Here is a 25280-nt window from a genome sequence, read left to right on the forward strand (position 1 = left end):
CGGGTTCCGGGGCACACGTCTCACTGGTCGACCGTCAGCATGCCCTCGGGGACACCGGCGATCTCGACCCGGCGCCAGATCGAGTGCCGGCCCGGGAGTTCGTGGTAGCGCCGGAGCCCGGCGATGCCGCCGAGCCAGCCTGCCCAGCCGGGGTAGGGCGGGTTGTCCGGGTCGAAGCCGCTGTGCATCATCGTGAGCCGGGTCTTGCCGCCGGAGCCGTCCAGCTCCCAGCTGGTGGTCTCGCCGTCGGCGAAGAGCAGGGCTGCCTTGCGGCCGGGTTCGAACTCGACGAACTTGGCTCCGCCGGGGTCCAGGTCGAACCCGCCCATCGCGAAGCGGCCGCCCAGCCGGGGTTCGATGTCCACGTTGGCGCCGAACCATTTGCGGAACACCTCCGGCTGGATCATCGAGTCGAACACCTCGTCCGGGGCCGCGTCGATGACGACCGACGCGCGCAGGTCGCTGGAGGTGAAGTCGACCATCGGGGTCAGCTCGCGGCCGGCCAGGTAGTCGGCGAGGTTGGCGATCGCGAGGGACCAGAACGTCTGGAGCGCGCCGCGGGCGCCGGCCTGGTCCGCGATCACCTCCTCGAAGCTGGGCAGGTCGCTGTGGGTGAGCGTGACCAAGGTGCCGTCCTCGTCCTCGGCCAGCTCGAACTGGACGGTGGCCGCCACCCCGTCCACGGTCCAGGCGAACCGGATGGTGCGCTCGTCCACGTGCAGCACGCGCTGGTGCGGTTCGGCGCCGTCTGGCGTGTAGCGGCCCCAGAACTCGTATCTGCCGGGCAGGTCGACCTCGGCGTGCTCGGCGAGCCAGACACGCAGCGCGGCCGGATCGGTCAGCGCCTGGTAGGTCTCCTTCGGCGGGGTCGGCACGATCGCGGTCAGGAGCAGGTCAGGTTCGGTCATCGGGTTCTCCTCTCGGGTAGCAGGCGACGGCCAGGCGGAACGCGTCGCCTTCGGCCCCGCCGTAGCGGGTGAACAGGTCCTGCAGTGTCTGCTGCAGCTCGTCGAGGAACGCCTTGCGTTGCTCCGGGCGCACCCGGATGTCGCCGGACACGCCGATCGACGGCAGGTCCGGGCGGGTGAGGTCGAGCGCGGCGATGTCCGCCTGCACGTCCTCCATCAGGTCGACCAGGTAACCCAGGCTGAGCCGGTCGCGGGTCTGCCGCAGCCCGATGCGGCCCACCAGGGCCGGGGACAGCCAGTAGGACCGGCCTGCCGCCTGGTAGATCCCCTCGTGGATCCCGCGGACCCGGCGCTGGGCCACCTGACGCGCGAGGCCGGCGTCCAGCAGGCGCTTGACGTGGTAGTAGACCCGCTGCGGGGTCTGGTCGAGCTCGAGGGCCACCTCGGTGCACGACCGGGGCTCGGCGAGTCGCCGCAGCACTTCGATGCGCTGCGGCTTGAGCAGGGCCTCAGCCTGCTCGATCTGATCGAGGTAAACGACATCTCTCATGACAAAAATGAGTCTTTATGTAAAAGAAGTTTTTGTCAATAGGGCCGATGAACCTCCCGGGGGCGCCGGTAGGGTCCACCCGTGTCACACAGGCCGGCCCCGCTGCCGCAGCGCCACGGGCTCGCCCCGGCGCGGCTGAAGCTGCCCGCCGAGGGGCCGTGGACCACGATTCGCGACCACCTCGCCGAGCGCCTCAGCCGCCTGCCCGCGGGACGGCTCGACGAGATGCTCGCCGAGGGACGGATCGCCGGCGAGAACGGCCCGGTCACCGCCGACACCCCGTTCCGGCCGGGCGGGTTCGTGTGGTTCCACCGCGACCTGCCCGACGAGGTGCCGGTGCCGTTCCCGATCGGCGTCGTGCACCGCGACGAGCACCTCGTGGTGGCCGACAAGCCGCATTTCCTGGCCACGATTCCGCGGGGACAGCACGTGCTGGAGACCGCGCTCGTCCGGCTGCGGCGCGACCTCGGGCTGCCGGAGCTGAGCCCGGCGCACCGGCTGGACCGCGCCACGGCCGGGCTGCTCCTGTTCGTCACGCGGCGCGAGTACCGCGGCCGCTACCAGACCCTGTTCCGGGACCGCCGCGTCACCAAGGAGTACGAGGCGATCGCGCGGCACGACCCCCACCTGGACTTTCCCGTCACGGTGCGGAGCCGGATCGTCAAGGACCGCGGGAGCCTCACCGCGCGCGAAGTCGCCGGGCCGGTCAACGCCGAGACCCGAGTCGAGCTGCTCGAGCACGCGGACGGCCGCGGCCGCTACCGGCTGGTGCCCGCGACCGGGCGCACCCACCAGCTGCGCGTCCACATGAACCACCTCGGGATCCCGATCCTGGGCGACCGCTTCTACCCCACCGTCGTCGAGGCCCCGCTCGACGACTTCCGCCGCCCGCTGCAGCTGCTGGCCAAGACGCTCGAGTTCACCGACCCCGTGACGGGCGAGCGGCGGCACTTCGAAAGCAAGCTGACGCTGGGCGCGTGGGAGTCCTATGCGGACTGGAGCGGCGGCGACGAGGCGGGCACCGCATCGCGTCCCGGGTGATGGGTTCGCTGCCCGGCGGAAGCGCATCACCCGGGTGGAGATGCACGAGCTAGCGTCAGCGCAGCTGGAAACCCTGCCGCCGGAACGCTTCGCGCAGCCTGTCGCGGCCGCGCAGTCCCTCGACGCTGCCGAAGCGGTCCGCCACCCGCCGCACCCAGCTGGGCTCCAGGCCCGCCTCGGCGTAGAAGTCGGCCAGGAGTTTCTCGTAGTCGCGGATCCCGTCGGCCTGCGCGGAGTCGTCGTAGCGCTCGTGGTGCAGCACCACGCGTTGCGCCAGCCGCGGCTTGATTTCGGTGGCTCGTGCCGGGTCCGGATGCCCGACCACGAGCCCGAAAACCGGGAACACGTGTGCGGGCAGCCCCAGCTCGCGCGACACCGCGAGCGGGTCGTTGCGCAACGCGCCGGCGAACACCGTGCCCAGCCCGAGGGATTCCGCGGCCAGCGCGGCGTTCTGGGCCGCCAGCGCGGCATCGATGACGGCCACCAGAGCGCTTTCCAGGTAGTCCGCCCCCTCGCCGGAGGCGCCCGCCTCCGCCGCGATCCGCCGGGCGCGGGCGAGGTCGGCGAGCCACACCAGCAGCAGTGGCGCCTCCGTGATGTGCCGCTGACCGCCGGCGACCTCGGCCAGCCGGGCGCGCCGCCGCGGATCACGGACGGCGACCACGCTCCACAACTGCAGGTTGCTCGACGACGGCGCGGACTGGGCCGCCGCGATCAGCGTGGTCAGCGTCGCGTCGGAGACCGGATCCGGCAGGTAGGCGCGCACCGAGCGGTGGGCCAGCTGCGCGGCCACCAGGTCGCTCCACAGATCGGGGAGGTCCGTCGGCGCGCCGGGACCGTACCGGGCGCGGTAGGGGTCCTCGACCGTCATCAGCTGTCCTCCCTCAGCAACGGCAGCAGCTGGTCGCCCTGGCGTTTGATCTCCGGCAGGTACGGGGTGTCGGACAGGACGAAGTGCGTGATGCCCAGCGACTGGTAGCGGCGCAGCGACTTCGCCACGTCCTCGGCCGAGCCGACGAGCCACGTGGTCCCCGCGCCGCCACCGCCGTAGCGGCCGGGCGCGGTGTAGAGGTTGTCGTCGAGCACGTCGCCTCGGGTGGCCAGCTCCAGGAGCCGCTGCTGGCCGGTGGCGACGAACCGGTTGGGGTCGCGGCTGATCGCGCCCTTCGCCATCGCCTCGACCTTCGCCTCCGCGTCGGCCCACGCCTGCTCCGTCGTGTCCCGCACCAGCGTCGTCACGCGCAGCCCGTACTCCAGCGGCGCATGCTCCCGGCCGAGTTTCTCGCTCAGCCGCTCCAGCCGGTCGATCCGCTCGGCGACCCCGTCCAGCGGCTCGCCCCAGAACAACTGCACGTCGGCCTCGGTGGCGGCGACCTCCTCGGCCGCCGCGGACGCGCCGCCGAAGTACAGGCGCGGATGACGGCGCTCACCCCGCACCACCGGGCGCGGCGCCACCGTCGCGTCGGTCACGCTGAAGTGCTCGCCGTGGAAGGTGACGTTCTCCTCCGTCCACAACCTGCGCACGATCCGCAGGAAATCCTTGGTGCGCGCGTACCGCTGGGCCTGGTCGCCTTCGCTGTCGCCGTAGGCGGCGAGGTTGTCCTTTCCGGACACGATGTTGACCAGCACCCGCCCCTGCGTGAGGTGGTCCAGTGTCGCGGCGGCGGAGGCGAAGTTCGCCGGCCGCCAGTAGCCGGGCCGCACCGCGATCAACGGCTGGAACGTCGTCGTGCGCGCGGCCAGTGCGGTGGCGACCGTGAAGGTGTCCGGCCGTCCCCAGCCGGTGCCGATCAGCGCGCCGCCCCAGCCGTGCTCCTCCAGGGCTTTCGCCTGTGCGGTGAGGGTGTCCAGGCTGTTGTGGTCGGCGGTGACGGCGTCGCCGCGGTGGCCGGGCTCGGCCTGGTTCGGGATGTACCACAGGAATTCGGCACTCACGACAATGCTCCCTCGGTCAGGCGCGCCAGGAGACGGCCGCGCAGGGTCGGGTGGCGGTACCCGGTCTGGAACAGGCCGCGCTCCTGCAGGATCGGCACGACCAGCCGGGCGAAGTTCTCGAAGTCGACGGCGGTGTCGGCCGGCATCACCGTGAACCCGTCGGCGGCGCCGGCCTCGTACCACGCCTGCAGGTCGTCGGCGACCTGCTCGGCCGAACCGACCAGCAGCCGGTGCCCCGATCCCCCGGCGCCCCGCTGGACGAGCTCCCGCGGCGTGCGCGGCCCGTCCGCGATCAGGGCGCGGGTGGAGGCACTGAACCCGGTGGAGAAGGCGCTCTCCGGCACCCGGTCCGGCAAATCGGCGACCGTGATCGGATCATCCGGGCCGAACCTGTCCGGCGGCAGCCCGAGGTTCGCCACGAGCGCGGCGGACAACCGCTCGATCGGCAGTGTCGCGTACAGCTCCTGTTCCCGGCGCCGGGCCTGCGCCTCGGTCTCCGCGACGAGCACGACCACGCCGAGCGAGACCTTCACGTCGTCCGGGTGGCGCCCGGCTCCGGCCGCCCGCACACGGATGTCGTCGCGGAAGGCCACGGCCTTGGCCTGGGTCTGCGCCACCGTGAACACCACGTCGGCGAACCGCCCCGCCAGCGCGAGCCCCTCCGCGGACCCGCCGGCCTGCACGATCACCGGCCGCCCCTGCGGTCCCGCGGTGACCGGCAGCGGGCCCGCCACCGAGAAGAACTCGCCCACGTGGTCGATGCGGTGGATGAGGTCGGGGTCGGCGTAGCGGCCGCCCCGCTTGTCGGCGACGATCGCGCCCCGGTCCCAGCTGTCCCACAGCCGCGTGACGACCTCGAGGAACTCGTGCGCCCGCCGGTACCGCTCCCCCTTCGGCGGGTGCTCGGCGAGACCGAAGTTCGCGGCCGCCGCGGGACTGCCGGTGGTGACGACGTTGACCGCGGCCCGGCCTCGCGTCACGTGGTCCAGCGATTGGAAACGCCGGGCGAGGTTGTAGGGCAAGTTGTAGGTGGTCGAGCTGGTGGCGATCACCCCGAGGTGCGTGGTGATCGCCGCCAGGTGCCCCAGCAGCACGAGCGGGTCGAGACCGGTGCCCGGCGCGTCCTCGATCTCGCCGCGCAGCGCCGGGCTGTCGCCGAGGAACACCGCGTCGATCTTCGCCTGCTCGGCGATCCGCGCGAGCCGCCGGTAGTGGTCGATGTCCACATAGGCCAGTGGGTCGGCGTGCGGGAGCCGCCACGCGGTGCGGAAGTGCCCGGGCGTCATCAACGACAGGTTCAGGTGGAAGGTCACGACGCCGGGCTCCATCCCAGCAACGGCGCGAGTTCCGTCGCCGTGTCCGTCAGCAGCCGCACGTGCTCGTCGAAGCCGGGCACTCCGGGCACGAAACTGACCAGCAGGTCGGTCGCCTGTCGCAGGGCCGGGTCGGCGGCGAGCTCTCCCGCCAGCTCCGCGGCCGGGCCGAGCAGCGCGTGGTCGGCCGCCAGGTACTCCGCCACACCGAGCCCCGCGGCGTCCCGCCGGTGCGACTGCCAGCTCTGCCACCGCCGCACCCCGGGCGTCACCAGCCGCACCGCCGCCGCCCGATCCGGGTGCGGGTAGACCGCCCGCGACACCTGCACCCGCGGCGCGCGACCAGGCTCGGTCCACGCCGCCCGGTAGGCCTGGATCCAGTCCGCCTGCGCCTGCTGCGCCTCGCGCACCGAACCGCCGCTCCACGCGGTGGCGCGGGACAGTTGCAGCCCGTCCCCGGCGCGGCCGGCCGCCGCCGCGGACGCCACGGCCCGGCCGGGAGCGCTGGTCGTGGCCTGCCACAGCCGCTGCCGCACCCCGGCGCCGGGTGGGTGCAGCACCTCGCCGAGGCTGTTGAGCGCCTTGCCGTCGAGCACCTCGTGCAGCCGCGCCACCGCGGCGTCGAACTCGTCGTGCCGCCGGTCCAGGTCCCGCCCGAACGCCTCCCACGCGCCGGGGAACGGCCCCGATCCGACCCCGAGTTCCAGGCGCCCGCCGGACAGCTCGTCCAGGGTCGCCGCGTCCTCGGCCACCTTGAGCGGGTCCTCCAGCGGCAGCACCAGCACACCGGTGCCCAGCCCGATGCGGCTGGTGTGCTCGGCGATCGCGGCGAGCACGACCAGCGGCGCGGACACGTGTTCCTTGCCCTGCCGGAAGTGCCGCTGGATCACCCAGCCCGAGTCGTAGCCCAGCTCCTCGGCGATGCGGAACAGCTCGATCCCCTGCCGGTAGGCCCGCGCCGGCGCCAGGTCGTCGTCGAGGTGCAGCAGGAAGTTCAGCCGGAACGGCCGCCCGTCCTCGACCCCCGCACCGATCGGGGCGTTCACAGCGTCAGCCCGGTGCCGTGCACGCCGTGCTCGTCGATCGCCGCCAGCTCCGCCTCGGTCAGCGGCGGGAAATCCAGCGCCCGCACGTTGTGGTCCAGTTGCGCGACCGAACTGGCGCCGATCAACGCCGAGGTGACCTCCGGGCGGCGCAGCACCCACTGCAGCGCCAGCTGCGCCAGCGACTGGCCACGGTCGGCCGCGATCTTGTTCAACGCCGCGGCCCGCTGCCGGTAGGTGTCGTCGATGACCTCCGGCGACAGGAAAGCGCTGTCCCGTGCCCGCGCGCCGTCGGGGATGTCCACCAGGTACTTGTCGGTCAGCAACCCCTGCGCCAGCGGCGAGTACACGATCAGGCCGAACCCCTCGGCGGCGGCCAGCTCCAGCAGGCCGTTGCGTTCCGGCCGCCGGTCGAAGATCGAATACCGCGGCTGGTGGACCAGCAGCGGGACACCGGCCCGCCGCAGCTGCCCGGCGATCTCACGCGCCCGGTCCGGCTGGTAGTTGGAGATGCCGACGTAGAGCGCCTTGCCCTGCTGCACCGCGCTGACCAGGGCGCCCACCGTCTCCTCCAGCGGGGTGCTCTCGTCCGGGCTGTGGCTGTAGAAGATGTCGACGTAGTCGGTGCCCAGGTCGCGCAGGCTGTGGTCGAGCGAGGCCAGCAGCGACTTGCGCGAGGCGCCCTTGAGGTAGGGGCTCTTGCCGATCGGGTTGCCTGCCTTGGTGGACAGGATCAGCTCGTCCCGGTACGGCTTGAGGTCGCGCGCGAGCACCTGGCCGAAGAACTCCTGCGCGGCGCGGTGCGGCGGCCCGTAGCGGTCGGCGTTGTCGAAGTGGGCGATGCCCAGGTCGAAGGCGCGCAGCACGATCTCGCGCCGGGTGTCGTAGGAATAGCCGGGGCCGAACTTCTGCCACAGCCCGAAGGAGAACGCGGGCAGGTCGAGACCGGAGTGGCCGGCGCGGCGGAACTCGGCTGCGTCGTAGCGGTCGTCGGCGGGCGTGTAGGTGCTCATGGGGCCTTCCTGTTGTCGCGGACGGGGAATTCCCGGCCGGTGTCGCGTTCGAGGAACTGCGTGCCGGGGCTGACGATCTCGTCGATGCGGTCGAGGGTGTCCTCGTCCAGCTCGACGGTGGCGGCCTTGAGGTAGGCGGCCAGGTGCTCGCTGGTGCGCGGGCCGATGATCACGCTGCTCACCGCCGGGTGGGTGAGCGCGAACCCGACGGCGAGGTCGACCAGGGACCGCCCGGTGTCCTCGGCGAGCCGGGCGAGCGCGTCGGCGGCGGCGAGCTTGCGCTGGTTGCGTTCCAGCGAGACGTCGAACCGGCCGGGCACGAGATCGGCGCGCGCCGACTCCGGTTGCCCGCCACCGATCCGGTACTTCCCGGACAGCCAGCCGGCGGCGAGCGGCCCGTAGCCGAGCACGCCGACGCCGTACTTGCGTGTCACGGGGAAGACCTCGCGTTCGGCGCCGCGCACGAGCAGTGAATAGGGCAGCTGCTCGGTGTGCGGGGCGATGAGGCCGTGTTTTTCGGCCAGCCAGTGCGCCTCGACGAGCTGGTGCGCCGGGAACACCGACGTGCCGTAGTAGCGGATCTTGCCCTGGCGCACCAGGTCACTGAGCGTCTGCAGGGTTTCCAGCAGGCTCGTGCGCGGGTCGGGCCGGTGGGCCTGGTAGAGGTCGAGGTGGTCGGTGCCCAGCCGCCGCAGGCTGTCCTCCACGGCGCGCACGATCCAGCGGCGGGACGTGCCCGCGTGCCGCGGGTCGTCGCCGACGCGGCCGGAGAACTTGGTGGCGAGGAAGATGTCGTCGCGTCTGCCCCGGATGGCCTTGCCGACGATCTCCTCGGAGCGGCCCTGGCCGTAGACGTCGGCGGTGTCGATCGCGGTGATCCCGGCGTCCAGCGCGGCGTGGATGATGCCGACGCCGGCGGCCTCGTCCTGCCGGCGGCCGAAGTTCATGGCGCCGAGGGTGAGCGGGGTGAGCAGGACGCCGGTGCGTCCCAGCACCCGGGTGGGTTCGAGGGTCAACGTGGTCCTCCTAGAAGAGCCCGGTCGTCGGCGGTTCCTCGCCGGTGAGGTGGTAGGCGCCGGCGACCGCGGCCTTCCAGCGCCGTGGGTTGTGGTTGGCGACCACGCGGGCGTTGCGCCAGTGCCGGTCGAAGCCGAGGTCGCGGTCGGTGATGGAGCCGCCCGCGACGTCGAAGAGCAGTTCGGCGGCGCGCAGCGCGGACTCGATCGCCACCACACCGGCCTGCGCCACCGTGACCGCGGCCTCCGCCCCCGCCGTGCGCGCCTGCGCGCCGCTCAGTCCGCGCACGCGCTCCAGCACCTCGGCGGCCAGCAGCACCGCGGACCGCGCGGCGTGCGCCCGTGCCGCGATCTCCCCCACGGTCTCCCGCACGTACGGGTCCTCGACCGACCTCGACGCCGAGCTGTGCTTGATCGGCCGGGCCTTCTCGCGGCCGAACGCGGCGGCGTCGTCGAGGGCGGCCGCGGCGATGCCCGCCTCGATCGCCGCCAGGTACAGCTGGGCGAACGATCCCAGCCACGGGTTGTCCAGCAGGTGGTTGTCCCGCGGCGCGATCTCCTCGGCCGTGACGCGGACGTTCACCAGCCCCGTGGTGCCGCTGGCGGTCAGTCGCTGGCCGACGGCGTCGAAGTCGTCCAGCCGGTGCACCCCCGCCCGGTCCACCGGCACCGTGAAGAACACGACGTCGCCGTTGTCGTCCAGGGCCGAGCCGGAGAACCACGACGCGTAGAGCCCGCCGGTCGAGTAGTACTTCTCGCCGTTGAGCAGGTAACCGTCGCCGTCGCGGCGCAACGTCGTGCTCACCGAACCGCTGGCGCCGCCGGTGCGCTCGTTGCTGGTTCCGGCGAACAGGTCCCCGGCCCGCAACCGCCGGAGCGTCACCTCCCGGTGCGGCAGATCGGGCCGCGTCGCGACCCGGTTCGCGGTGAGGAAGCTGCTGCGCAACGCCTGGGCCACGTTCGAGTCGGCGCGGGCGATCGCCACCACCAGGTCGGCCACGTCGCGCACCGAGCCGCCCGCCCCGCCGTCCCGCACGGCGATCCCGGTCAGCGTGATCCGCTGCTCGGCGAGCGCCCGGACGTCGGCGAAGGCGTAGTCCCGAGCGCGTTCCCGGACGGCGGCGGTCGCCCGCAAACGCGCGAGGATCGGGGCGACCGCGGCGCGGATGCCCTCGACGGTCGGGGCGGGGGCCACCGCGGTCATGCCGCCACCTCCGCCCGCAGGCCGAGCGCGGCCCGCAGCGTCGGTGGCGGGGCGGCCTCGGTCGCCCACGCCCGCAGCACCGCCACCACCTCGCCGGCGCCGCCCGCGGGCACCAGCTCGACTCCGTCCAGCCGGTGCTCGTGCACCCACGCCAGGACATCCGCGGGCGAACCCACCGGGACCCGGCCCAGCAACGTCACCTCCCGGCGGTCGCGGCCCACCGCGCGCAGCGCTTCGGTGAGGGCGTCGTCGGCCCCGGCCGCGTGCTCGACCACGACGACATCCGCGGACTCCGCGACCGCGGCCGGGTCGAGGACGCCGAGGTCGGCGACCACCACGGGGCGGCCCTGCGCCGACGACGGCCCGTCCAGCGGACCCGCCACCCGGTAGTACACGCCGTCGTGACCGACCGGCCGGATCAGCTCCTCCCGCACGACCAGAGCCGCCTCCTGGTCGCCGATCAGCGCCCGCCGCGGGAACGACTCCCACAGCCGGGTCAGGACACCGGCGTACTCGCTCCACCGCCGCGCCGGATCCGCCGCGGCGGGATCCGGGGCGGTCGCGTCGCTGACCTCGTCCCCGTCCCCGGCGAGCAGGGCGATGCCCGCCCGGCCACCGGTGGCGCGGTCCAGCGACGACACCCGGCGCGCGGTGTTGTAGGGCGCGTGGTGCGTGGTCGGCACCTCGGCGACGAAGCCGATTCCACTGTGGACTCCGGCGAGGTGGGACGCGGTCACCGTCGGGTCGAGGGTGTGCGGGGTGTCGGCCAGGCGGATCGCCGCCACCCCGGACTCCCGGGCCAGCGCGGTCAGCGCGCTCGCCTCGCCCAGCGAGACGCGGTCGCCGACCGCGAGGGCCAGCTGCACGATCGTGCTCATCAAGCGGCTCCTTCCAGAGCAGGCAGGCCGAGGCCGAGGTGGGCGCGCAGCGTGGTGCCGTCGTAGTCGGTGCGGAACAGCCCGCGCCTGCGCAGTTCGGGGACGACGTGGTCGGCGAAGTCGTCGAAACCGGAGGGCAGCACGTCGGGCATGACGTTGAACCCGTCCGCCGCGCCGGCGCGGTACCAGGTCTCGATGTCGTCGGCGATCTGCTCCGGGGTGCCGGTGACGATGCGGTGCCCGCCACCGCCGGACAACCGCTTGAGCAACGTGCCCAGTGTCGGATTCTCCCGGTCGATGATCTCCTTGACGACCCGGTAGAACGTCTGCGATCCGCCCGCTTCGTCGGGTTCCACGAGCAGGCCGGCGGGGATCGGTTCGTCGTCGCGCAGGCCGTCCAGCGAGATCCCCAGCTGGGCCGCGAGCCGGCCGCGGCCGTAGGCGTCCGGGAGCAGCTCGTCCAGCAACTCGCGGCGCCGCTTCGCCTCAGCCTCGGTGCTGCCGACGACGGTGGACAGCCCCGGCAGCACCACGATCTCCGCCGGGTCGCGTCCGAACTGGACGGCACCGGCGCGGATCTCCGCCCGGAAGGCGCGCGCGTGCTCCAGGTCCTGGTCTGCCGAGAACACCACCTCGGCGACGCGGGATGCGAGCCGGCGCCCGTCGCTGGACCCGCCGGCCTGCACCACCACCGGACGGCCCTGCGGCGAGGGGAACCGGGTGCGCGACGCCCACGCGGCCACCACCTGCTGGGTGAACCACGCGGCGCGCTGGTACCGCACCGCGTGGTCGATCTCGCCGTCGCGGCCGAAGTTGCGGGCGGCCACCGGTCCCGCGGTGGTGACCACGTTCCAGCCGAACCGGCCGCCGCTGACGTGGTCGAGGTCGCCGAGGCGGCGGGCCAGTTCGACCGGGTCGTTGTAGGAGGAGGACAGGGTGCCGATCAGCCCGATCCGCTCCGTCCGGGCCGCGATCCGCGCGAGCACCGTGGTGGGCTCGAAGTTGTTGCCGGTGCGGTGCTTGATGCCGGGGTCCAGCGCCGGGCCGTCGGCCAGGAACACGGCGTCGAGCTTGGCCTCCTCGGCCTTCTTCGCGATCGAGGTGTAGTGCTCGATCGTGTAGCTGGCGGTGCCGTCGGTGCCGGGGAACCGCCAGGACCCGCCGAACACGCCCGCGTTGAGGATGTTGACGTTGAGGTGCAGCACTGTTCGCTCCTTACCGCGCGCCGGCCGCGGCCAGGCGCGTGCCGGGGATCGCGTCCAGCAGTTCTCGGGTGTAGGGGTGCTCCGGGGCGCCGAAGATCCGCTCCACCGGGCCGGTCTCGACCACCGCGCCGTCCTTCATCACGGACACGTCGTGCGCGATCAGCCGGACCACGCCCAGGTCGTGGGTGACGAACACGTAGCTCAGCCCGAACTCGGCCTGCAGGTCGACGAGCAACTGCAGGATCTGCGCCTGCGCCACCACGTCCAGCGCGCTGACCGCCTCGTCGAGCACCAGCACCTGCGGGGTGAGCGCCAGCGCGCGGGCGATCGCGACCCGCTGCCGCTGACCACCGGACAGCTGACCGGGCAGGCGGTGCAGGTGGCTTTCGTCCAGCGCCACCGCCGTCAGCAGCTCGACCACCCGCCCGGTCCGCTCACGCCGGGTGCCGCCGAGCCCGAACGCGCGCAACGGCTCGGCCACCAGCTTGCCGACCGTCCACCGCGGGTCGAGCGAGGTGAACGGGTTCTGGAACACGAACTGCAGGTCCCGGCGCACGGCGCGCAACTCGGCTCCGCGCAGCCCGGTGAGCGAACGCTCGCCCAGGTGGACCGTGCCCGCCTCGGCGGTCGTGAAACCGGCCAGGATGCTCGCCAGCGTGGACTTCCCCGCCCCGGACTCGCCCACGATCGCGTGCGTGGTTCCCTTGCGCACCACCAGATCCGCGGCATCCAGGGCACGCAGCTCACCGCGGCCCCGCAGCTGGTAGGTCTTGCTCAGACCGTTCGCCCGCAACACCACCTCGCCCGGGACCACCGGGGTGCCGGACGCCGGTTCCAGCCGCCCGGCGTGACGCGCCGGATTGGCGTCGAGCAACTGTCGCGTGTAGTCGTCGGCGGTGGCGTCCAGCACCTCCCGCACCGGACCGGATTCGACGATCCGCCCGCCCCGCATGACCAGGATGCGGTCCGACCGGTCCAGCGCCACCCCGAGATCGTGGGTGACCAGCAGGATGCCGATGCCCAGCTCCTCGCGCAGCCGCTCCAGGTGGTCCAGGATGACCTTCTGGAACGTCACGTCCAGCGCGCTGGTGGGCTCGTCGGCGACGATGATCTTCGGCTTGCCCGCCAGCGCGATCGCGATGAGCGCGCGTTGTTTCATGCCACCGGACAACTCGTGCGGGTACTGCCCGAACACGCGCTCCGCGTCGGCCAGGCCCGCGGTGCGCAGGCTCTCCAGCGCGGCCGCCCGGTGCTCGGCCGCGGTCCGCTTGCCCGGTTCGTTGAAGCGGACCGCCTCGACCACCTGCTGCCCGATCCGCTTGACCGGGTTGAGCGAGGTGTTCGGGTCCTGCGGCACGAACCCCACGTGGTTGCCGCGCACCAGCGCCATCCGCTGGTCGTTCCACCCGGTCACGTCCACACCGGAGAACTCGATGGTGCCCGACCGGATCCGCGCCGAGTCCGGCAGCAGGCCCAGCGCACCCTGGATCACGGTGGTCTTGCCCGATCCGGACTCGCCGACCAGCGACACGAACTCGCCGGGTTCGACGTGCAGGCTGACGTCGTGGACCGCGGTGGTCCAGGCACGACGGCCGGTGCGGTAGTCGACCGCCAGGCCGGTGATCCGCAGCAGCGGGTCCTCGCTCATCCGTGGTCCTTTCTCAACGACGTGCTGATCCGGTGGGTGGCGAGCACGACCGCGGCCAGCGCCGCGCCCGGCAGCAGCGAAATCCACGGGTGCACGGCCACGAAGTCGCGGCCCTCGGCCACCAGCAACCCCCACTCCGGCTCCGGCGGCGGGGCGCCGTAACCGAGGAACCCCAGCCCGGCGACCGACAGGATCGCCGAGCCGATCTCCAGTGCCGCCAGTGCGAGCACCGAGCTCAGTGAGTTCGGCACGATGTGCCGCACCACGACGCCGAGTCTGCGCACCCCCAGCCCGTAGGCCGCGCGTACGTAGTCCCGTGAGGCGACGGAGAGCACCTCGGCCCGCATCACCCGGGCGAACGACGCGATCGAGGAGATCCCCACGGCGAGGGCGATGTTGTCGGTGGCGTAACCCAGCACCGACACGATCACCATGGCCAGCAACAGGTTCGGGATCGCCAGGAACACGTCGACCACCCGCATGATCGCGGTGTCGGCCCAGCCGCGGGCGAACCCGGCGACCAGCCCCAGCAGCGAGCCGGCGCCGAACCCGATCAGCACCGCGAACAGGGTCGCGGTCAGCGTGGTGCCGGCCCCGTGCACGGTGCGGGCGAACAGGTCCCGCCCCAGCCGGTCGGTGCCGAACCAGTGCTCGGCGCCGGGCGGGGCGAAGCTGGCGTCCGGGTCGCCGGCGTAGGGACTGTAGGAGGTGAACAGCGACGGGAACAGCGCCCACCCCAGCGCCACCAGCACGATCACCCACGCCAGCACCAGCCCGGGCCGGCGCGCCGCCTCCCCGAGGCGCCGCAGCGCGCCGGACCGGGTGGGCGCCAGGACGGTCGCCGTCATCGGGTCCCCCTTCCCCCGGCGACCGCGAGCGTGGCGCGCAGACGCGGGTCCAGCAGCGGGTACACCAGGTCCACGACCAGGTTGATCAGCGCGAACGCGGCGGCGACGAACACCACGATGCCCTGCACCAGCGGCAGGTCGAGGGTGTTGATCGCGGTCTGGGTCATCCGGCCGAGGCCCTTGCGGGCGAACACGGTCTCCACGATGACCGCGTTGACCATGAGGCTGCCGAACGTCACCGCGGCGATCGTCAGCGCGGGCAGGCTGGCGTTGCGGAACACGTCGCCGACGATGATCCGCGCGCGGGTCGCGCCCTTGGCCCAGCTCGTTGTGACGTACCCCGAGCGGAACTCGGTGGCGAACGACCGCACCAGCAGCTGCGCGATGGGCCCGGACACCGGGATCGCCAGCGTGACCAGCGGCAGCACCAGGCTCTGCCAGCCCCGCTCGCCGAACGCCGGGAACCAGCCCAGCCGGAACGCGAAGATCTGCAGCAGCAGGATCCCGGACAGGAACACCGGGATCGACACCGACGCCGTCGGCAGCGACTCCACCAGGTTGCGCAGCCACCGCTGCCGGGCCGCGGTCGCCACGAGCGCGATGACGAACGCGATGACCAGCGCGAGGGCCAGCGCGCCCACGGCCAGCCCGAGCGTGGCCGGCAGGACACCCGCGATCGAGGAGGCCACCGACGCGCCCGTCTGGGCGGAGGTGCCGAAATCACCGCGGACCGCGTGCCCGAGCCGGTCCAGGTACTGCACCAGCACCGGCTCGGTGAAGCCGTAGCTCTCTGCCACCGCCGCCTTCACCTCCGGCGGCACCGAGTTGACCTCGGCCGGGTCGAAGAGCAGGTCGACCGGGTTCGCCGGCAGGACGTAGAGCAGGATGAAGGTCAGCGTGAACGCGGCCCAGACCACGAACACCGCCCGGCCGGCCTTGCCGGCGACGTAACGCAGCATGTCAGTTCCCGGGGTTCTTCCACGCGTCCACGAAGTGGTTGCGGGACTGCGCGTCGAAGACGATCCCGTGCACGTACGGGGCGTGCGCGATGACCTGTGAGGGGTTGTAGACCGGGTTCACCAGCGCGTACTTCTCCAGCAGGAGGTCCTGCGCCTGTTTCGCGTACGCGTTGCGGGTCGCCGGGTCCAGGGTGGTTTCCAGCTTGCCCAGCACCTGCGCGACCTCGTTCACGTCCACGCCCGTGGAGTCCGCGGAGAGGTAGGTGCTGTTGCCCGCCGACGGACCGAACTGCAACGTGAGCGCGGCCGGGTCGTTGCGCGAGCGGTTGGCGGCGGTGATGTTCCAGTCGGTCTTCGCCTTGGCCTGCTGCGCGGTGTAGTCCGGGATGGGGACGACGGTGAGCTGCAGATCGATGCCGATTTCCCGCAGGTCCTGCTGCACCGACTCGTAGGCGGGTTTGTTCACCACGAGGTTGCTGATGCCCAGCAGTTTCACGGTGAGCTTGCGGCCGTCCTTCACGCGGATCCCGTCCGGCCCGGGCACCCAGCCCGCCTGGTCCAGCAGCCGCCTGGCCTGATCCGGGTCGTACTTCAGGACCGAGCCGCTGTAGTCGGCGAATCCGGGCACCGACGGTTCGAGGATGGACTTCGCGATCGAGTAGGACGGGGTGAGGATGGTCTTCTCGATCGCCTGCCGGTCCCAGCCGAGCTGGATGGCCTTGCGCACGGCGATGTCGTTGGTGGGGAACAGCGAACTGTTGAAGGCGAAGTAGATCGCGGTGCCCGAGACGCCGCGGTGGATGATCTGGAACCCCTGGTCGGCCAGCGGTTTCTCGTCGGTGGTGCCGACGTCCAGCGTCGCGTCGACGGTGCCCGAGACGAGCGAGCCGGTGCGCACGCTGGCCTCCGGGATCGTGTTGAACACGACCTTGTCCAGGTAGGCCTCGCCCTCGTGGTGCAGCGCGGGCGGCGACCAGTGGTAGCCGGCGCGACGCGCCAGGACGGTCTTGACCTGCGGTTCCCACGACTCGTAGACGAACGGGCCGGTGCCGATCACCTTCGTCGGGTCGGTGCGCTGGTCGGCGCTGAGCTTCAGCGTCGACAGGGACAGGAAACCGGGCTGGGCGTTCGCGGTGAACGAGGAGGCCTGCAGGAAGCTGGCCAGCGGCTGCGCGAAGCTGATCTTGACGGTGTAGGGATCCAGCACCTGGGTTTCGCGGTAGCCGCGCAGCAGCGAGGCGCCATTGGGCAGGATGCCCAGCGCGGGGTCGCCGTGGACGTACTGGTCGAAGTTGGCCTTGACCACCTCGGCGTCGAACGGCGAGCCGTCGCTGAAGGTCACGTCCCGGCGCAGGTGGAAGGTGAACTCGGTGAGGTCGCTGTTGTACTCCCAGGACTGCGCCAGCCACGGCGTGATCTCGCCGGTGGCCGGGTCCTGCCAGGTGAGCTTGTCGGTGATGTTGTTGCCGATGAGCGATTCGGCGTAGTTGGTGCCCCACTGCGGGTCGGGGCTGCGCTGGTAGTCGATCAGCGCGAACTGCAGGGTGCCGCCGCGCACGGGCTGGCCGGCGGCCGTGGCCTCGCCGGAGCCGCCGCCGCGGACGACCGCGACGACGATCCCGGTGATCACCACGACCGCGATCGCCGCGGCCACCCAGCGCCATCTGCGGCGTGGGACCCCGGCGTTGGCGAGGGTACTGCGAAGATCGGACATTGCACTTCTCCCGTGGGGACTGGAGCATCCTTTGTGGATGGTGGATGAGAGCGCCGGTGCCAGACGCGACGATACGGCGCACCACGGGCTCTTCCAACGGATCCCACGGATCAAGACGACATGTTGCGTCCTATGTGGACGCTATCGCGGAACAACTCGATCCCACTACGGGTTTCGTGCAGTTTCGCTTAACGGAAGGCGCCTGGTCATTATGTGGGAAGCGTCGACAAGCGCCCAAGGTTGTTCCAGGCTGTGGGAATGTACGACGTCCGGCGGCTGCTGCTGATCCGCGACCTCGCCGAACACGGCACGCTCGGCGCGGTGTCGGAGCTGCACGGCATCACCACCTCCGCGGTGTCCCAGCAGCTGCGGGCGCTGGAGCAGGAGGCAGGCAGCACGCTGCTGCGCCGCGACGGGCGGGTGCTGCGGCTGACCCACGCCGGGCAGGTGCTGGTCCGGCACGCCGCGAAGGTGCTGCAGGCGCTGGACGAGGCCGAAAGCGCGGTCGCGGCCGCGCGGGAGGGCACGTCCGGGACGGTGACCCTGGTGGGGTTCCGCACCGCGCTGATGGCGCTCGCCCGCCCCGTGCTGGACCGCTTGCGGCACTCGGACGTGAAGCTACGGCTGGTCACCGCGATCAAGGAACCGGCGCTGAACGCGCTGCGGGCGGGCGAGGCGGATCTGGCGATCACCTACCACTACTCGTTCCGCAGCCAGACCCTGCCCGACGGTCTGGAGTCGGAGTTCCTGGCGGCCGACCCGCTGGTGCTGCTGGCGCCACCGCCCGCGCACGCCGGGGTGGAGCGGGACGGCCTGCGCGCGCTCGCCGAAGCCGAGTGGATAGCGGCCGCGGAGGGCGCCCCGTCGATCGACTCGCTGCTGCACAATTGCCGGGCCGCCGGCTTCACACCCCAGATCACCCACCGGATCGACAACTTCGGCGACATGGCGCGCCTGGTCGAGGCCGGCGCGGGGGTCACCATCGTGCCACGGCTGGCCGTGCCGCCCGAACTGTCGCACCTGGTGGCCGTTTCGGTAGCCCACGGCACGCGGCAGATCTCGGTCAGCCGCCGCCGCGGCACGGCCGGTCACCCCGCCGTGGCCACCGTGGCACAGGCGCTGAAAGCCGTTATCCGCGACCGAGCGCGATAACCCCGCAGCGGCGGTGGGATGACCAAATGGCTCGTGCTGCCGGCTCTCCGGCTCAGGAGATGCGGCGCGCGATCGCGAGCGCCGCGCGCTGGAGTTCCACACCGAGCTCGGGGACTCGGTCTTCGGGGATGTCGGCGAAGGTGCCGGTCACCTGGACCGCGGCGGTGGCGCCTGCCGGGTCGGGCACGGCGGCGGCGACCGAGGCCATCCCGGGTTCGCGCTCACCGCGAGCCTGGGAGTATCCGCGGTCCCGGATGGTCTTCAGCTCGGCCAGGAAGTCGTCGTGGTCGACGCGACCGCGGTCCGGGTGACCGAGGTTCCCGAGCTGCTCGAGGAACTCGGTCAGCTCGGTGTCGGTCAACTGCGCGGTGAGGGCCTTGCCCGCGCCGAGGTGAAGGGGCAGCCGTTCGCCGATGGGCAGTTCGTAGCGCAGCGGGCTGGCGCCGTCGACGCGGGCGAGCACCACGCGGGACCAGCCGATCCGCTTGAACAGGGACGCCGTCAGACCGGTGGCGGCGGCGAGGTCGTGCAGGATCGGGCGGGCGGCGGTCAGCAGCGGACTCGTCGTGAGGTAGGCGTGCGCTCCGAAGATCAGGGCGACCCCGGGCCGGTACCCGTTGGCATCCCGTTCGACGCGGCCGCGCGCCTCGAGCACCCCGAGAATGCGCTGGGTGGTGGCGACCGGCAGCCCGGCCCGCCGGGCGATCTCGGTCAGCCGCAGGGCGTGCTGGCTCGAGTCGATGACCTCGAGGATGTCGATGGCCCGCTCGAGCGAGCGCATGCTCGTCGCGGGTTTGTCCGGCTCGGCCATGAGCCACATCTTCCCACACAGTGAGCACAGTCACCGGAGTGCGGTGGCGTTGGGCGGCGAGCCGACCCCGCCGACGAGGTGCAGGGGCTTGACGGTGACGAGCGCGTCCCACCTTCCGTGGACCCGGCTGTCGGCCACCAGGCCGGTGAGGTTCCACAGCTCCCCGAGGGGCACGCCGAGCTTGGCGATGAGCTCCTGGTGCATCATGCCTGCGTCCTCGGGCGCGCCGGCCAGGAAGGTGTCGGCGGCGACCGGCAGGACTTCGACGGCGAAGGTGTCGGTGGCGAACAATGCGACCTGGTGGTCCCACAGCCACTCCGGCAGGTCGTGGGTCTGCCGGAAGCCGGTGGCGCGGCGGGCCTCGCGGACTTCGGCGCGCAGGGCGGGTCCGGCGTCGAGGAACCAGCGCGCCCACCCGGTGTGGACCAGCACCAGGTCCCCGGGACGTACGCGTTCGCCCTGGGCGCGCAGCGCGCGGTCGAGGATGTCCACGTCCAGCGCGGGACCATGCCGGTGGTCCAGCGGCGCACCCTCGGCGGCGAGAAGTCCGGCCACGTCGATGAGCAGGCCGCGTCCGACGATCGGTTTCTCGGCCCAGCGCTGCACACCGAGCGCCGGCCGCCCCGCCCGGATGTCGTCATCGGGCACCCCGTTGTAGAAGCCGTACCCGGACGCGCGCCGGTGCCGCAGACCGTCGACCTGCGAGGTGGCCTGCAGATAGAACTCGCGCAGCACGTCGTCGCGAGCCTCGGCGTGCGCGGAAAGCAGCTCGTGGCGCGGCGCTTTCCGCGCCCGCGCCATCGGCGGGTCGAACGCGTCGAGGGCGTGGTCGAGGCTGAAGACCGCGCCGCGCCTGACGCAGGCGAGCGCGTCGAGAACCTGCGCGGGACCGGCGAAGTTGGCCATGCCGCGTTCGGGGTCGTGCTCGAAGACGCGCCAGCTGGAGCCGGGCGGGACGTGCCCACGCAGCTGTGCATACGTGGGCACGTCCATGCGGTGGTCAGTCACGGTCGGGGTCCTGCTTGCTGTAGGAGAGGGCGAAGGACAGCAACCCGGCGACGGAGGCGCCCCCGAACGCGTAGGGAGCGACGGCCGCGGCCCAGTGGCGGGAGGCGGTGGCTTCGCCCGCGGCGAGAGTGGCGATCTGCCCGACGACGATCGCCAGTCCGGCGAGGAGGAAGAACACGACGGTGAGGGCGAAGAGGAAGGTGGCGATCCGGACTGTCCGGTTCGGACGGGAGGTGATCTGGTTCATCGTTGAACTCATGGGTCTGTTCCTTCCGTTTCGGCGTCAGACGGGGAGGACACCGACGGCGATGCCGACACCGAGGGCGAGGATGGGCAGGCAGTAGTACTTGAGCAGGGGCAGGAAGGTCTTGACCGGGTCGACCCGGGCGATGCCGGCCGCGACGTAGATCGGCGCGCCGGAGGGCGGCGACGCTCCCTCGGTCGAGGCGAAGATCAGGACCGCGGCCGCGGCGATCGGTGCGGGAACGCCGGCGCCGACCAGGGCGGCCACCGCGACGGGCCCCACCGCGGCCATGGTCGCGCTCGCGGTGAGCGGGATCGCGATGGCCACGATGATCACACCGATCGCGATGGCCATGATCCACGCGGGCGCGTCGAGCCCGGACAGCACGGTCTCCAGCTGCCCGGCGAGGCCGAGGTCGGCCAGGACGTTGGAGGCGGAGAACGCGGCGACGATGGTGATGCCGATGACGCCGAAGGACGGCGCCGCCTTGCCGATGACCGACCACCACCCGGAGGCGGTGCGGGGCAGGTGCTTGCGGCCGAGGAACAGCACCAGCGCGATCATCAGCACCGGGATCCAGGTGATCAGGCTGATCACGTCCGGCATCGAGTAGGGCTGCGCGGGCAGTTTGGTGCCGTCGGCGAGTGCGACGGGCTTCTTCAGGGCCTCGCCGACGCCGGAGTAGGTGCCCAGCGCTTCGGCGACCGGGCCGCGGGTGAGCAGCAGCGGGACGAGAATCGGCAGGAACAGCAGCAATGAGGTCCATCCGGAACGCAGGCTGCGGCAGAACGGGATCCGGTCGCTCTCGGCGATCGGTTCGATGCCGTTGCGCCGGATCAGGAACCACGACAGCACGATCCGGTAGCCCAGGCACCACAGTCCGGCGATGGCGAGGGGTTTGACGATCTCGTCGGCCTGCATGATGCCCTGCGCGGCGAGCCCGCCGACGAGGATGAACATGGTGGCCGAGAACGGGAACGTCACGCCCATCCCGGCGCCGCCGGCGACCACGGTGGCGGCAAGTTCGGGCTTGACGCCGGACCGTTTCATCCACGGCACGGTCACCGAACCGACCGCGGCCGTGACGGCGGCGCCGACGTGGGCGATCGCACCGAAGATGCCCCCGGCGACGGTCGCCGTGTAGACCGGGCCGCCACGCAGGCGCCCGAGGACGGAGTTGAGCAGGTCGATCAGCTTGTCCAGCACCGGGGTCTTGGCGAGCAGGTAGGACATGAACACGAAGGCCAGCCCGGCGAAGGTGACCTCCTCCTGCATCGAGTCGACCACCGCGTGCTCGATTGCCGACCACGCGGATCCGCCGTCCTCGGTGCCGCCGAACACCGCGAACCCGCACACGACCACGAACCCGAGGATCATCGCCTCACCGATGTTGCGCTTGAACACCGCGTTCCACACGATGATCACCGCGACGAACGCGAGCAGTGCCCACACCCCGGCCATCACGCGGTCCCGGCGAGGATCGCGGCGCGGCGCTGCGCCTCGTCGGCTTCCACGGCGCGGCCCCCGAGGAGGCTGGCCGCGGCCTCGGCCGCGGGGATCACGATGACGCCGTCGTCGTCGCCGACGACCACGTCGCCGGGCCGCACGACCACCCCGCCGACCGCGACCGGCACGTCCACCTGGCCCGGGCCGTTCTTGTACGGTCCGGCCGGGCAGGCGCCGCGGGCCCACGCCGGGAAGCCGATCTTCTCCAGTTCGCTCACGTCGCGCAGCACCCCGTCGGCCACGATGCCCCGGACCCCGCGGCGCTTGGCGCGCTCGGCCATCAGCTCGCCCAGCAGCGCCCGGCTGGTGTCGCCGCCACCGTTGACGACCAGCACGTCACCCGGCCGTGAGCAGGCGATCGCCCGGTGCACCGCCAGGTTGTCGCCGTGGGGCACCCACACCGTGCGGGCGCGCCCGACCACTCGAGCGCCCTTCCACAGGGCGCGGATTCCGCCATCGAGCATGCCCATACGATCGCGTGCGTCGCCGATGTTGGCGACGGCGAGTCCCTCGAACTCCGGCCACAGGTCCTCGGCCGGGGCGAGCGCGGCGTCCGCGCGGCCGCGGTGCACCTCCGCGGTGGCCCGGGTCATCACCGGCAGCACCCCGAGCGAATCGAGCAGCGCCGCGGCCGCGTCGGCTTCACCAGCGCGCCGGGCGGCGTGTTTGAGCGTGCCGTCGTGCAGCCGGTTCACCGCCGCGTCTCCGCCGGACAGTTCGCGGGCCATCTGCTCACGAACCCAGTCCTCCGCGCCCGCCGCGCGACCCGCCAGGACCGATTCCACGATCAGCGCGCCCAGGCCCTTCATGAAGGTGCTGCGCAGCAACTTGCGGCCCGACGCCGCACCGGGTGCTCCCCCGATGTCGTCCACGCGCGCACCCAGCTGCTCGAAGGTCGCGGCGGCCCGGGCGGAGGCGTGACCGCTAATGATCACCGGGGTGGCGGCGCCGTGGGCGGGCACCGGCCCGATCACCGCCACGTCGGCGAACCGGCTCTCGCCCACCATTCCCGCGATCGTGCGCTTGACCTCGGGCGCGGCCGCGTTCATGTCCACGTACACGGCCGCGGGCGGCAGGAACGGCGCGACCGACTGCGCGGCTTCGACCGCGGCGCGCCCGCCCACCAGGCTGAGCACCACGTCCGCGTCACGGACCGCCTCCTCCGGAGTGTCCGCGCGTTCCACGCCCGCCGGCGTCGCGTTGTCGGCGGGGTCGTACCCCGCCACGGTCCAGCCGCGCGCGACAAGGCCGGCCGCGTACAGCGTCCCGGCCTCGCCGAGCCCCAGCACCGACATCCGCATTCTGCCTCCTTGCAGGTTTCCACACAGTGGTAAGTCATCTCGTTGTGCGGATAGTATTGCCACAAGATGGGAGAGGAGTCAACGGTGAGCCGCGCCGGGCCGCCGCGCCGACCACGGAAGGCGGCGCGCCTCACGGCGGCGCCGTCGGCGGCGTGCTCGAGCGGCTCACCCCCGGGACCTTGCCTACCGCCGGCGAGTCGGCCGCACGTCAATCACTGTCCGATGTGGACGCGGGCCGCCCACTGCTTCCGAAGAACGGTTCGACACCTCGCGTCTCGCGGTGTCCGGATCGAGGACTTGCTGCCGGCGCAGAGGGAAAGCCCGGGCAGACCGTTGTCGGACGCAGCCGATCTGGACAGCTCCCCGGCACGCTCCAGCCGTCCCAGCGCCCGCCAGCGCACCGCCATGCAGGCCCCGTCCGTAGCGCGTCACAATGGAGCACATGAAGAGGGGGCTTCGCCGCTGCATGCTGGCCTTGCTGGGCGTCTTGACGTTGGCGATCCCGTCGGCCGCTGAGATGACGAGGCCTGCGGCACCGCCGGTTGCCGGGCCGCCGCCGGTTGTGCCGGGCTGCGAACAGGGTTGCGAGACGATGTTCTCGGCCGCGCTGCCGGGCGGGCACCGGCTGGACGGGCTGCACGGAGTCGGCGGCAACGTGCTGGCGTACTGGGACGGCGCAAACCTCGTCGACACGACGCAGGTTCGCGGCAGCGACGGGCAACCCTACGAGCGGGTGACGGCCGGCCTCTGCGGCGCGGGGCGGTGTGCCGTCGCGTTCGAGTTCGGCGCGCACTCCGCCGCCGTCGCGGCGCTGCGGGTGGACACGAAGATCACGGTGGTGGACACCGCGGTGGAGGGCGTCGCGGCCGACGTGCGGGACCTCAACGGCGACGGCCTGCCGGACGCGGCGGTGCGGCAGAGCACCTACGAGCCCAGCTTCGCGCTCGCGCCGCTGTACTGGGTGACCTACGTACAGCAGGACGACCACCTGGTGCCCACCGGCTGCACGACACCGGTGCAGGCCTACGAGGAGGCCCCGATCACTGCGGCGACCGGGGCTTGCCCGACGAACGTCTAGAACGCGAGGACGCTTTGTCGGCGCGTAGCCGTCGAGGACCGTTGGCAGGGGTCGCGCTGGCTCAGTCCCGTGGCGGGTCGACTACCGGCTGATCCCTTCGGCCAGGGAGGTCGCCCGGGCGAGACGGTGATCGGTCGTGATAACCCGGGCGTGCAGGCGCGCGGCGAGTTCGACGTAGAGCGCATCAGCGAGACGGAGGTCCGCCCGGCGCGCCCAGGCCCCGGCGGCGAGTTCGACGACCGGATGCCGCGTGAGGGGGATCGTGGCCAACGCGTTCAGCGCCACGTCGACCTCGGAAGCAGGCAGCTCCCCGGCGCGCTCCAGTCGTCCCAGCGCGGACAGGACCTCGGCATCCAGGTGCGCCGGCGCGTGCAGGACGGTACCGGCGAGCCGCTTCTTCGCGGCGGCGGCGTAGTCGGTGCCGGCCAGCAAGTCCACGAGCACCGACGCGTCCAGGACCGCGATCTCCGCCGGCGCGTCACTCATCCTCGGCACCGGCCAGCTCCGCGCGGGCGCCGTCCAAGGCCTCGACAGCAGCCTCGTGCGAGACTGTTCTCCGCGGCGACGGGAGGGCGTCCAGCCAGGCGTCCGTGGCGCGGCGTTGCAGCTCGTCCGCAATCGCCGCCTGCACCAGCGCGGATACGTTCAGGTCCGCAGCCTTGGCGCGTTCTGCCAGCTCATCGGGCACATAGACGTTCAACCTCGCCATACACACACTATACACACATGCCAGGCGTCGCTCATGATCATCGGCGATTTCGCAACCGGGCGCGGGATCCGGGACACGTCTGCTGGGCGGCCAGAACGCCGCGGCGCTGGAAGCGGGGCAAGTTCGATCAGGACGAGACAGTGTGCGTCGACGAGGGGTACGCCCTCACCGGGGGCGGCTGGGAATGCGCCGAAAA

General features: G+C 72.1%; 25 protein-coding genes. 3 read left to right on the forward strand and 22 right to left on the reverse strand.

Annotated elements, in window-relative coordinates:
• Positions 1-20 precede the first annotated feature (20 nt).
• Both ACCP09_RS22445 and ACCP09_RS22450 read right to left on the reverse strand, forming a co-directional pair.
• The gene (locus ACCP09_RS22445; protein ID WP_027928964.1) at positions 21-908 is read right to left on the reverse strand and encodes an SRPBCC family protein; all 888 of its coding nucleotides are present in this window, start codon (positions 906-908) and stop codon (positions 21-23) included.
• Positions 895-1458, reverse strand: a complete 564-nt coding sequence (locus tag ACCP09_RS22450) for a winged helix-turn-helix domain-containing protein (RefSeq protein ID WP_027928963.1) — start codon at positions 1456-1458, stop codon at positions 895-897. Before ACCP09_RS22450 ends, ACCP09_RS22445 begins: the two co-directional genes overlap by 14 nt.
• Before the next feature lie 81 nt (positions 1459-1539).
• On the opposite strand from ACCP09_RS22450, the gene ACCP09_RS22455 reads away from it, so the two are divergent.
• Positions 1540-2499 carry an RluA family pseudouridine synthase gene (locus ACCP09_RS22455; RefSeq protein ID WP_433749798.1) on the forward strand — a complete coding sequence of 320 codons (960 nt, stop codon included), beginning with the start codon at positions 1540-1542 and terminating at the stop codon, positions 2497-2499.
• A 55-nt stretch (positions 2500-2554) separates the two neighbouring features.
• On the opposite strand, the gene ACCP09_RS22460 is transcribed toward ACCP09_RS22455, so the two are convergent.
• Genes ACCP09_RS22460 through ACCP09_RS22520 form a run of 13 tightly spaced genes read right to left on the reverse strand, consistent with a single transcriptional unit; the run spans position 2555 to position 17275 of the window.
• The gene (locus tag ACCP09_RS22460) at positions 2555-3370 is read right to left on the reverse strand and encodes a nitroreductase family protein (RefSeq protein WP_433749801.1); all 816 of its coding nucleotides are present in this window, start codon (positions 3368-3370) and stop codon (positions 2555-2557) included.
• Complete coding sequence (locus ACCP09_RS22465) at positions 3370-4434, reverse strand: LLM class flavin-dependent oxidoreductase (protein WP_433749804.1); 1065 nt, start codon at positions 4432-4434, stop codon at positions 3370-3372. The genes ACCP09_RS22460 and ACCP09_RS22465 overlap by 1 nt, the downstream gene beginning before the upstream one ends.
• The gene (locus ACCP09_RS22470) at positions 4431-5747 is read right to left on the reverse strand and encodes an NtaA/DmoA family FMN-dependent monooxygenase (protein ID WP_433749807.1); all 1317 of its coding nucleotides are present in this window, start codon (positions 5745-5747) and stop codon (positions 4431-4433) included. Before ACCP09_RS22470 ends, ACCP09_RS22465 begins: the two co-directional genes overlap by 4 nt.
• Complete coding sequence (locus ACCP09_RS22475) at positions 5744-6793, reverse strand: LLM class flavin-dependent oxidoreductase (protein ID WP_433749810.1); 1050 nt, start codon at positions 6791-6793, stop codon at positions 5744-5746. Before ACCP09_RS22475 ends, ACCP09_RS22470 begins: the two co-directional genes overlap by 4 nt.
• A complete protein-coding gene (locus ACCP09_RS22480; protein ID WP_433749813.1) occupies positions 6790-7803 on the reverse strand; it encodes an aldo/keto reductase in 1014 nt (337 codons plus the stop codon). The genes ACCP09_RS22475 and ACCP09_RS22480 overlap by 4 nt, the downstream gene beginning before the upstream one ends.
• Positions 7800-8819: an aldo/keto reductase gene (locus ACCP09_RS22485; RefSeq protein WP_433749816.1), complete on the reverse strand. Its 1020-nt coding sequence runs from the start codon at positions 8817-8819 to the stop codon at positions 7800-7802. The genes ACCP09_RS22480 and ACCP09_RS22485 overlap by 4 nt, the downstream gene beginning before the upstream one ends.
• Positions 8820-8829: 10 nt before the next feature.
• The gene (locus ACCP09_RS22490; RefSeq protein ID WP_433749819.1) at positions 8830-10023 is read right to left on the reverse strand and encodes an acyl-CoA dehydrogenase family protein; all 1194 of its coding nucleotides are present in this window, start codon (positions 10021-10023) and stop codon (positions 8830-8832) included.
• Positions 10020-10901 carry an LLM class flavin-dependent oxidoreductase gene (locus ACCP09_RS22495; protein ID WP_433749822.1) on the reverse strand — a complete coding sequence of 294 codons (882 nt, stop codon included), beginning with the start codon at positions 10899-10901 and terminating at the stop codon, positions 10020-10022. Before ACCP09_RS22495 ends, ACCP09_RS22490 begins: the two co-directional genes overlap by 4 nt.
• Entirely contained in the window at positions 10901-12106 is a 1206-nt protein-coding gene (locus tag ACCP09_RS22500; protein WP_123686110.1) for an LLM class flavin-dependent oxidoreductase, read from the reverse strand. Before ACCP09_RS22500 ends, ACCP09_RS22495 begins: the two co-directional genes overlap by 1 nt.
• Positions 12107-12116: 10 nt before the next feature.
• A complete protein-coding gene (locus ACCP09_RS22505) occupies positions 12117-13754 on the reverse strand; it encodes a dipeptide ABC transporter ATP-binding protein (protein WP_433749825.1) in 1638 nt (545 codons plus the stop codon).
• A complete protein-coding gene (locus ACCP09_RS22510) occupies positions 13751-14602 on the reverse strand; it encodes an ABC transporter permease (protein WP_433749828.1) in 852 nt (283 codons plus the stop codon). The genes ACCP09_RS22505 and ACCP09_RS22510 overlap by 4 nt, the downstream gene beginning before the upstream one ends.
• Entirely contained in the window at positions 14599-15561 is a 963-nt protein-coding gene (locus tag ACCP09_RS22515) for an ABC transporter permease (protein WP_027928947.1), read from the reverse strand. The genes ACCP09_RS22510 and ACCP09_RS22515 overlap by 4 nt, the downstream gene beginning before the upstream one ends.
• Before the next feature lies 1 nt (position 15562).
• On the reverse strand, positions 15563-17275 hold the full coding sequence (locus ACCP09_RS22520; protein WP_433749832.1) for an ABC transporter substrate-binding protein: 1713 nt from the start codon (positions 17273-17275) through the stop codon (positions 15563-15565).
• Positions 17276-17533: 258 nt separating this feature from the next.
• Between ACCP09_RS22520 and ACCP09_RS22525 the strand changes: the two genes are divergently transcribed.
• The gene (locus tag ACCP09_RS22525) at positions 17534-18427 is read left to right on the forward strand and encodes a LysR family transcriptional regulator (protein WP_433749835.1); all 894 of its coding nucleotides are present in this window, start codon (positions 17534-17536) and stop codon (positions 18425-18427) included.
• 52 nt (positions 18428-18479) lie between these two features.
• Here the strand turns inward: ACCP09_RS22525 and ACCP09_RS22530 are convergent, their stop codons facing one another.
• Genes ACCP09_RS22530 through ACCP09_RS22550 form a run of 5 tightly spaced genes read right to left on the reverse strand, consistent with a single transcriptional unit; the run spans position 18480 to position 23297 of the window.
• The gene (locus tag ACCP09_RS22530; protein WP_433749838.1) at positions 18480-19238 is read right to left on the reverse strand and encodes an IclR family transcriptional regulator; all 759 of its coding nucleotides are present in this window, start codon (positions 19236-19238) and stop codon (positions 18480-18482) included.
• A gap of 30 nt (positions 19239-19268) precedes the next feature.
• On the reverse strand, positions 19269-20246 hold the full coding sequence (locus ACCP09_RS22535) for a cyclase family protein (protein ID WP_433749841.1): 978 nt from the start codon (positions 20244-20246) through the stop codon (positions 19269-19271).
• On the reverse strand, positions 20239-20505 hold the full coding sequence (locus tag ACCP09_RS22540; protein ID WP_433749844.1) for a hypothetical protein: 267 nt from the start codon (positions 20503-20505) through the stop codon (positions 20239-20241). Before ACCP09_RS22540 ends, ACCP09_RS22535 begins: the two co-directional genes overlap by 8 nt.
• A gap of 24 nt (positions 20506-20529) precedes the next feature.
• Complete coding sequence (locus ACCP09_RS22545) at positions 20530-21951, reverse strand: TRAP transporter large permease subunit (protein WP_433749847.1); 1422 nt, start codon at positions 21949-21951, stop codon at positions 20530-20532.
• Positions 21951-23297, reverse strand: a complete 1347-nt coding sequence (locus tag ACCP09_RS22550; protein ID WP_433749850.1) for a DUF1932 domain-containing protein — start codon at positions 23295-23297, stop codon at positions 21951-21953. Before ACCP09_RS22550 ends, ACCP09_RS22545 begins: the two co-directional genes overlap by 1 nt.
• Before the next feature lie 442 nt (positions 23298-23739).
• On the opposite strand from ACCP09_RS22550, the gene ACCP09_RS22555 reads away from it, so the two are divergent.
• Positions 23740-24375, forward strand: a complete 636-nt coding sequence (locus ACCP09_RS22555) for a hypothetical protein (RefSeq protein ID WP_433749853.1) — start codon at positions 23740-23742, stop codon at positions 24373-24375.
• Positions 24376-24456: 81 nt separating this feature from the next.
• Here ACCP09_RS22555 and ACCP09_RS22560 read toward each other — a convergent pair whose 3' ends face one another.
• Positions 24457-24861: a type II toxin-antitoxin system VapC family toxin gene (locus tag ACCP09_RS22560; protein WP_431878568.1), complete on the reverse strand. Its 405-nt coding sequence runs from the start codon at positions 24859-24861 to the stop codon at positions 24457-24459.
• Positions 24854-25084 carry a type II toxin-antitoxin system CcdA family antitoxin gene (locus ACCP09_RS22565; protein ID WP_433749857.1) on the reverse strand — a complete coding sequence of 77 codons (231 nt, stop codon included), beginning with the start codon at positions 25082-25084 and terminating at the stop codon, positions 24854-24856. The genes ACCP09_RS22560 and ACCP09_RS22565 overlap by 8 nt, the downstream gene beginning before the upstream one ends.
• Positions 25085-25280: the final 196 nt, after the last annotated feature.

It is taken from the genome of Amycolatopsis sp. 3B14 (assembly GCF_050958625.1).
GTDB classification, from domain to species: domain Bacteria; phylum Actinomycetota; class Actinomycetes; order Mycobacteriales; family Pseudonocardiaceae; genus Amycolatopsis_E; species Amycolatopsis_E thermoflava.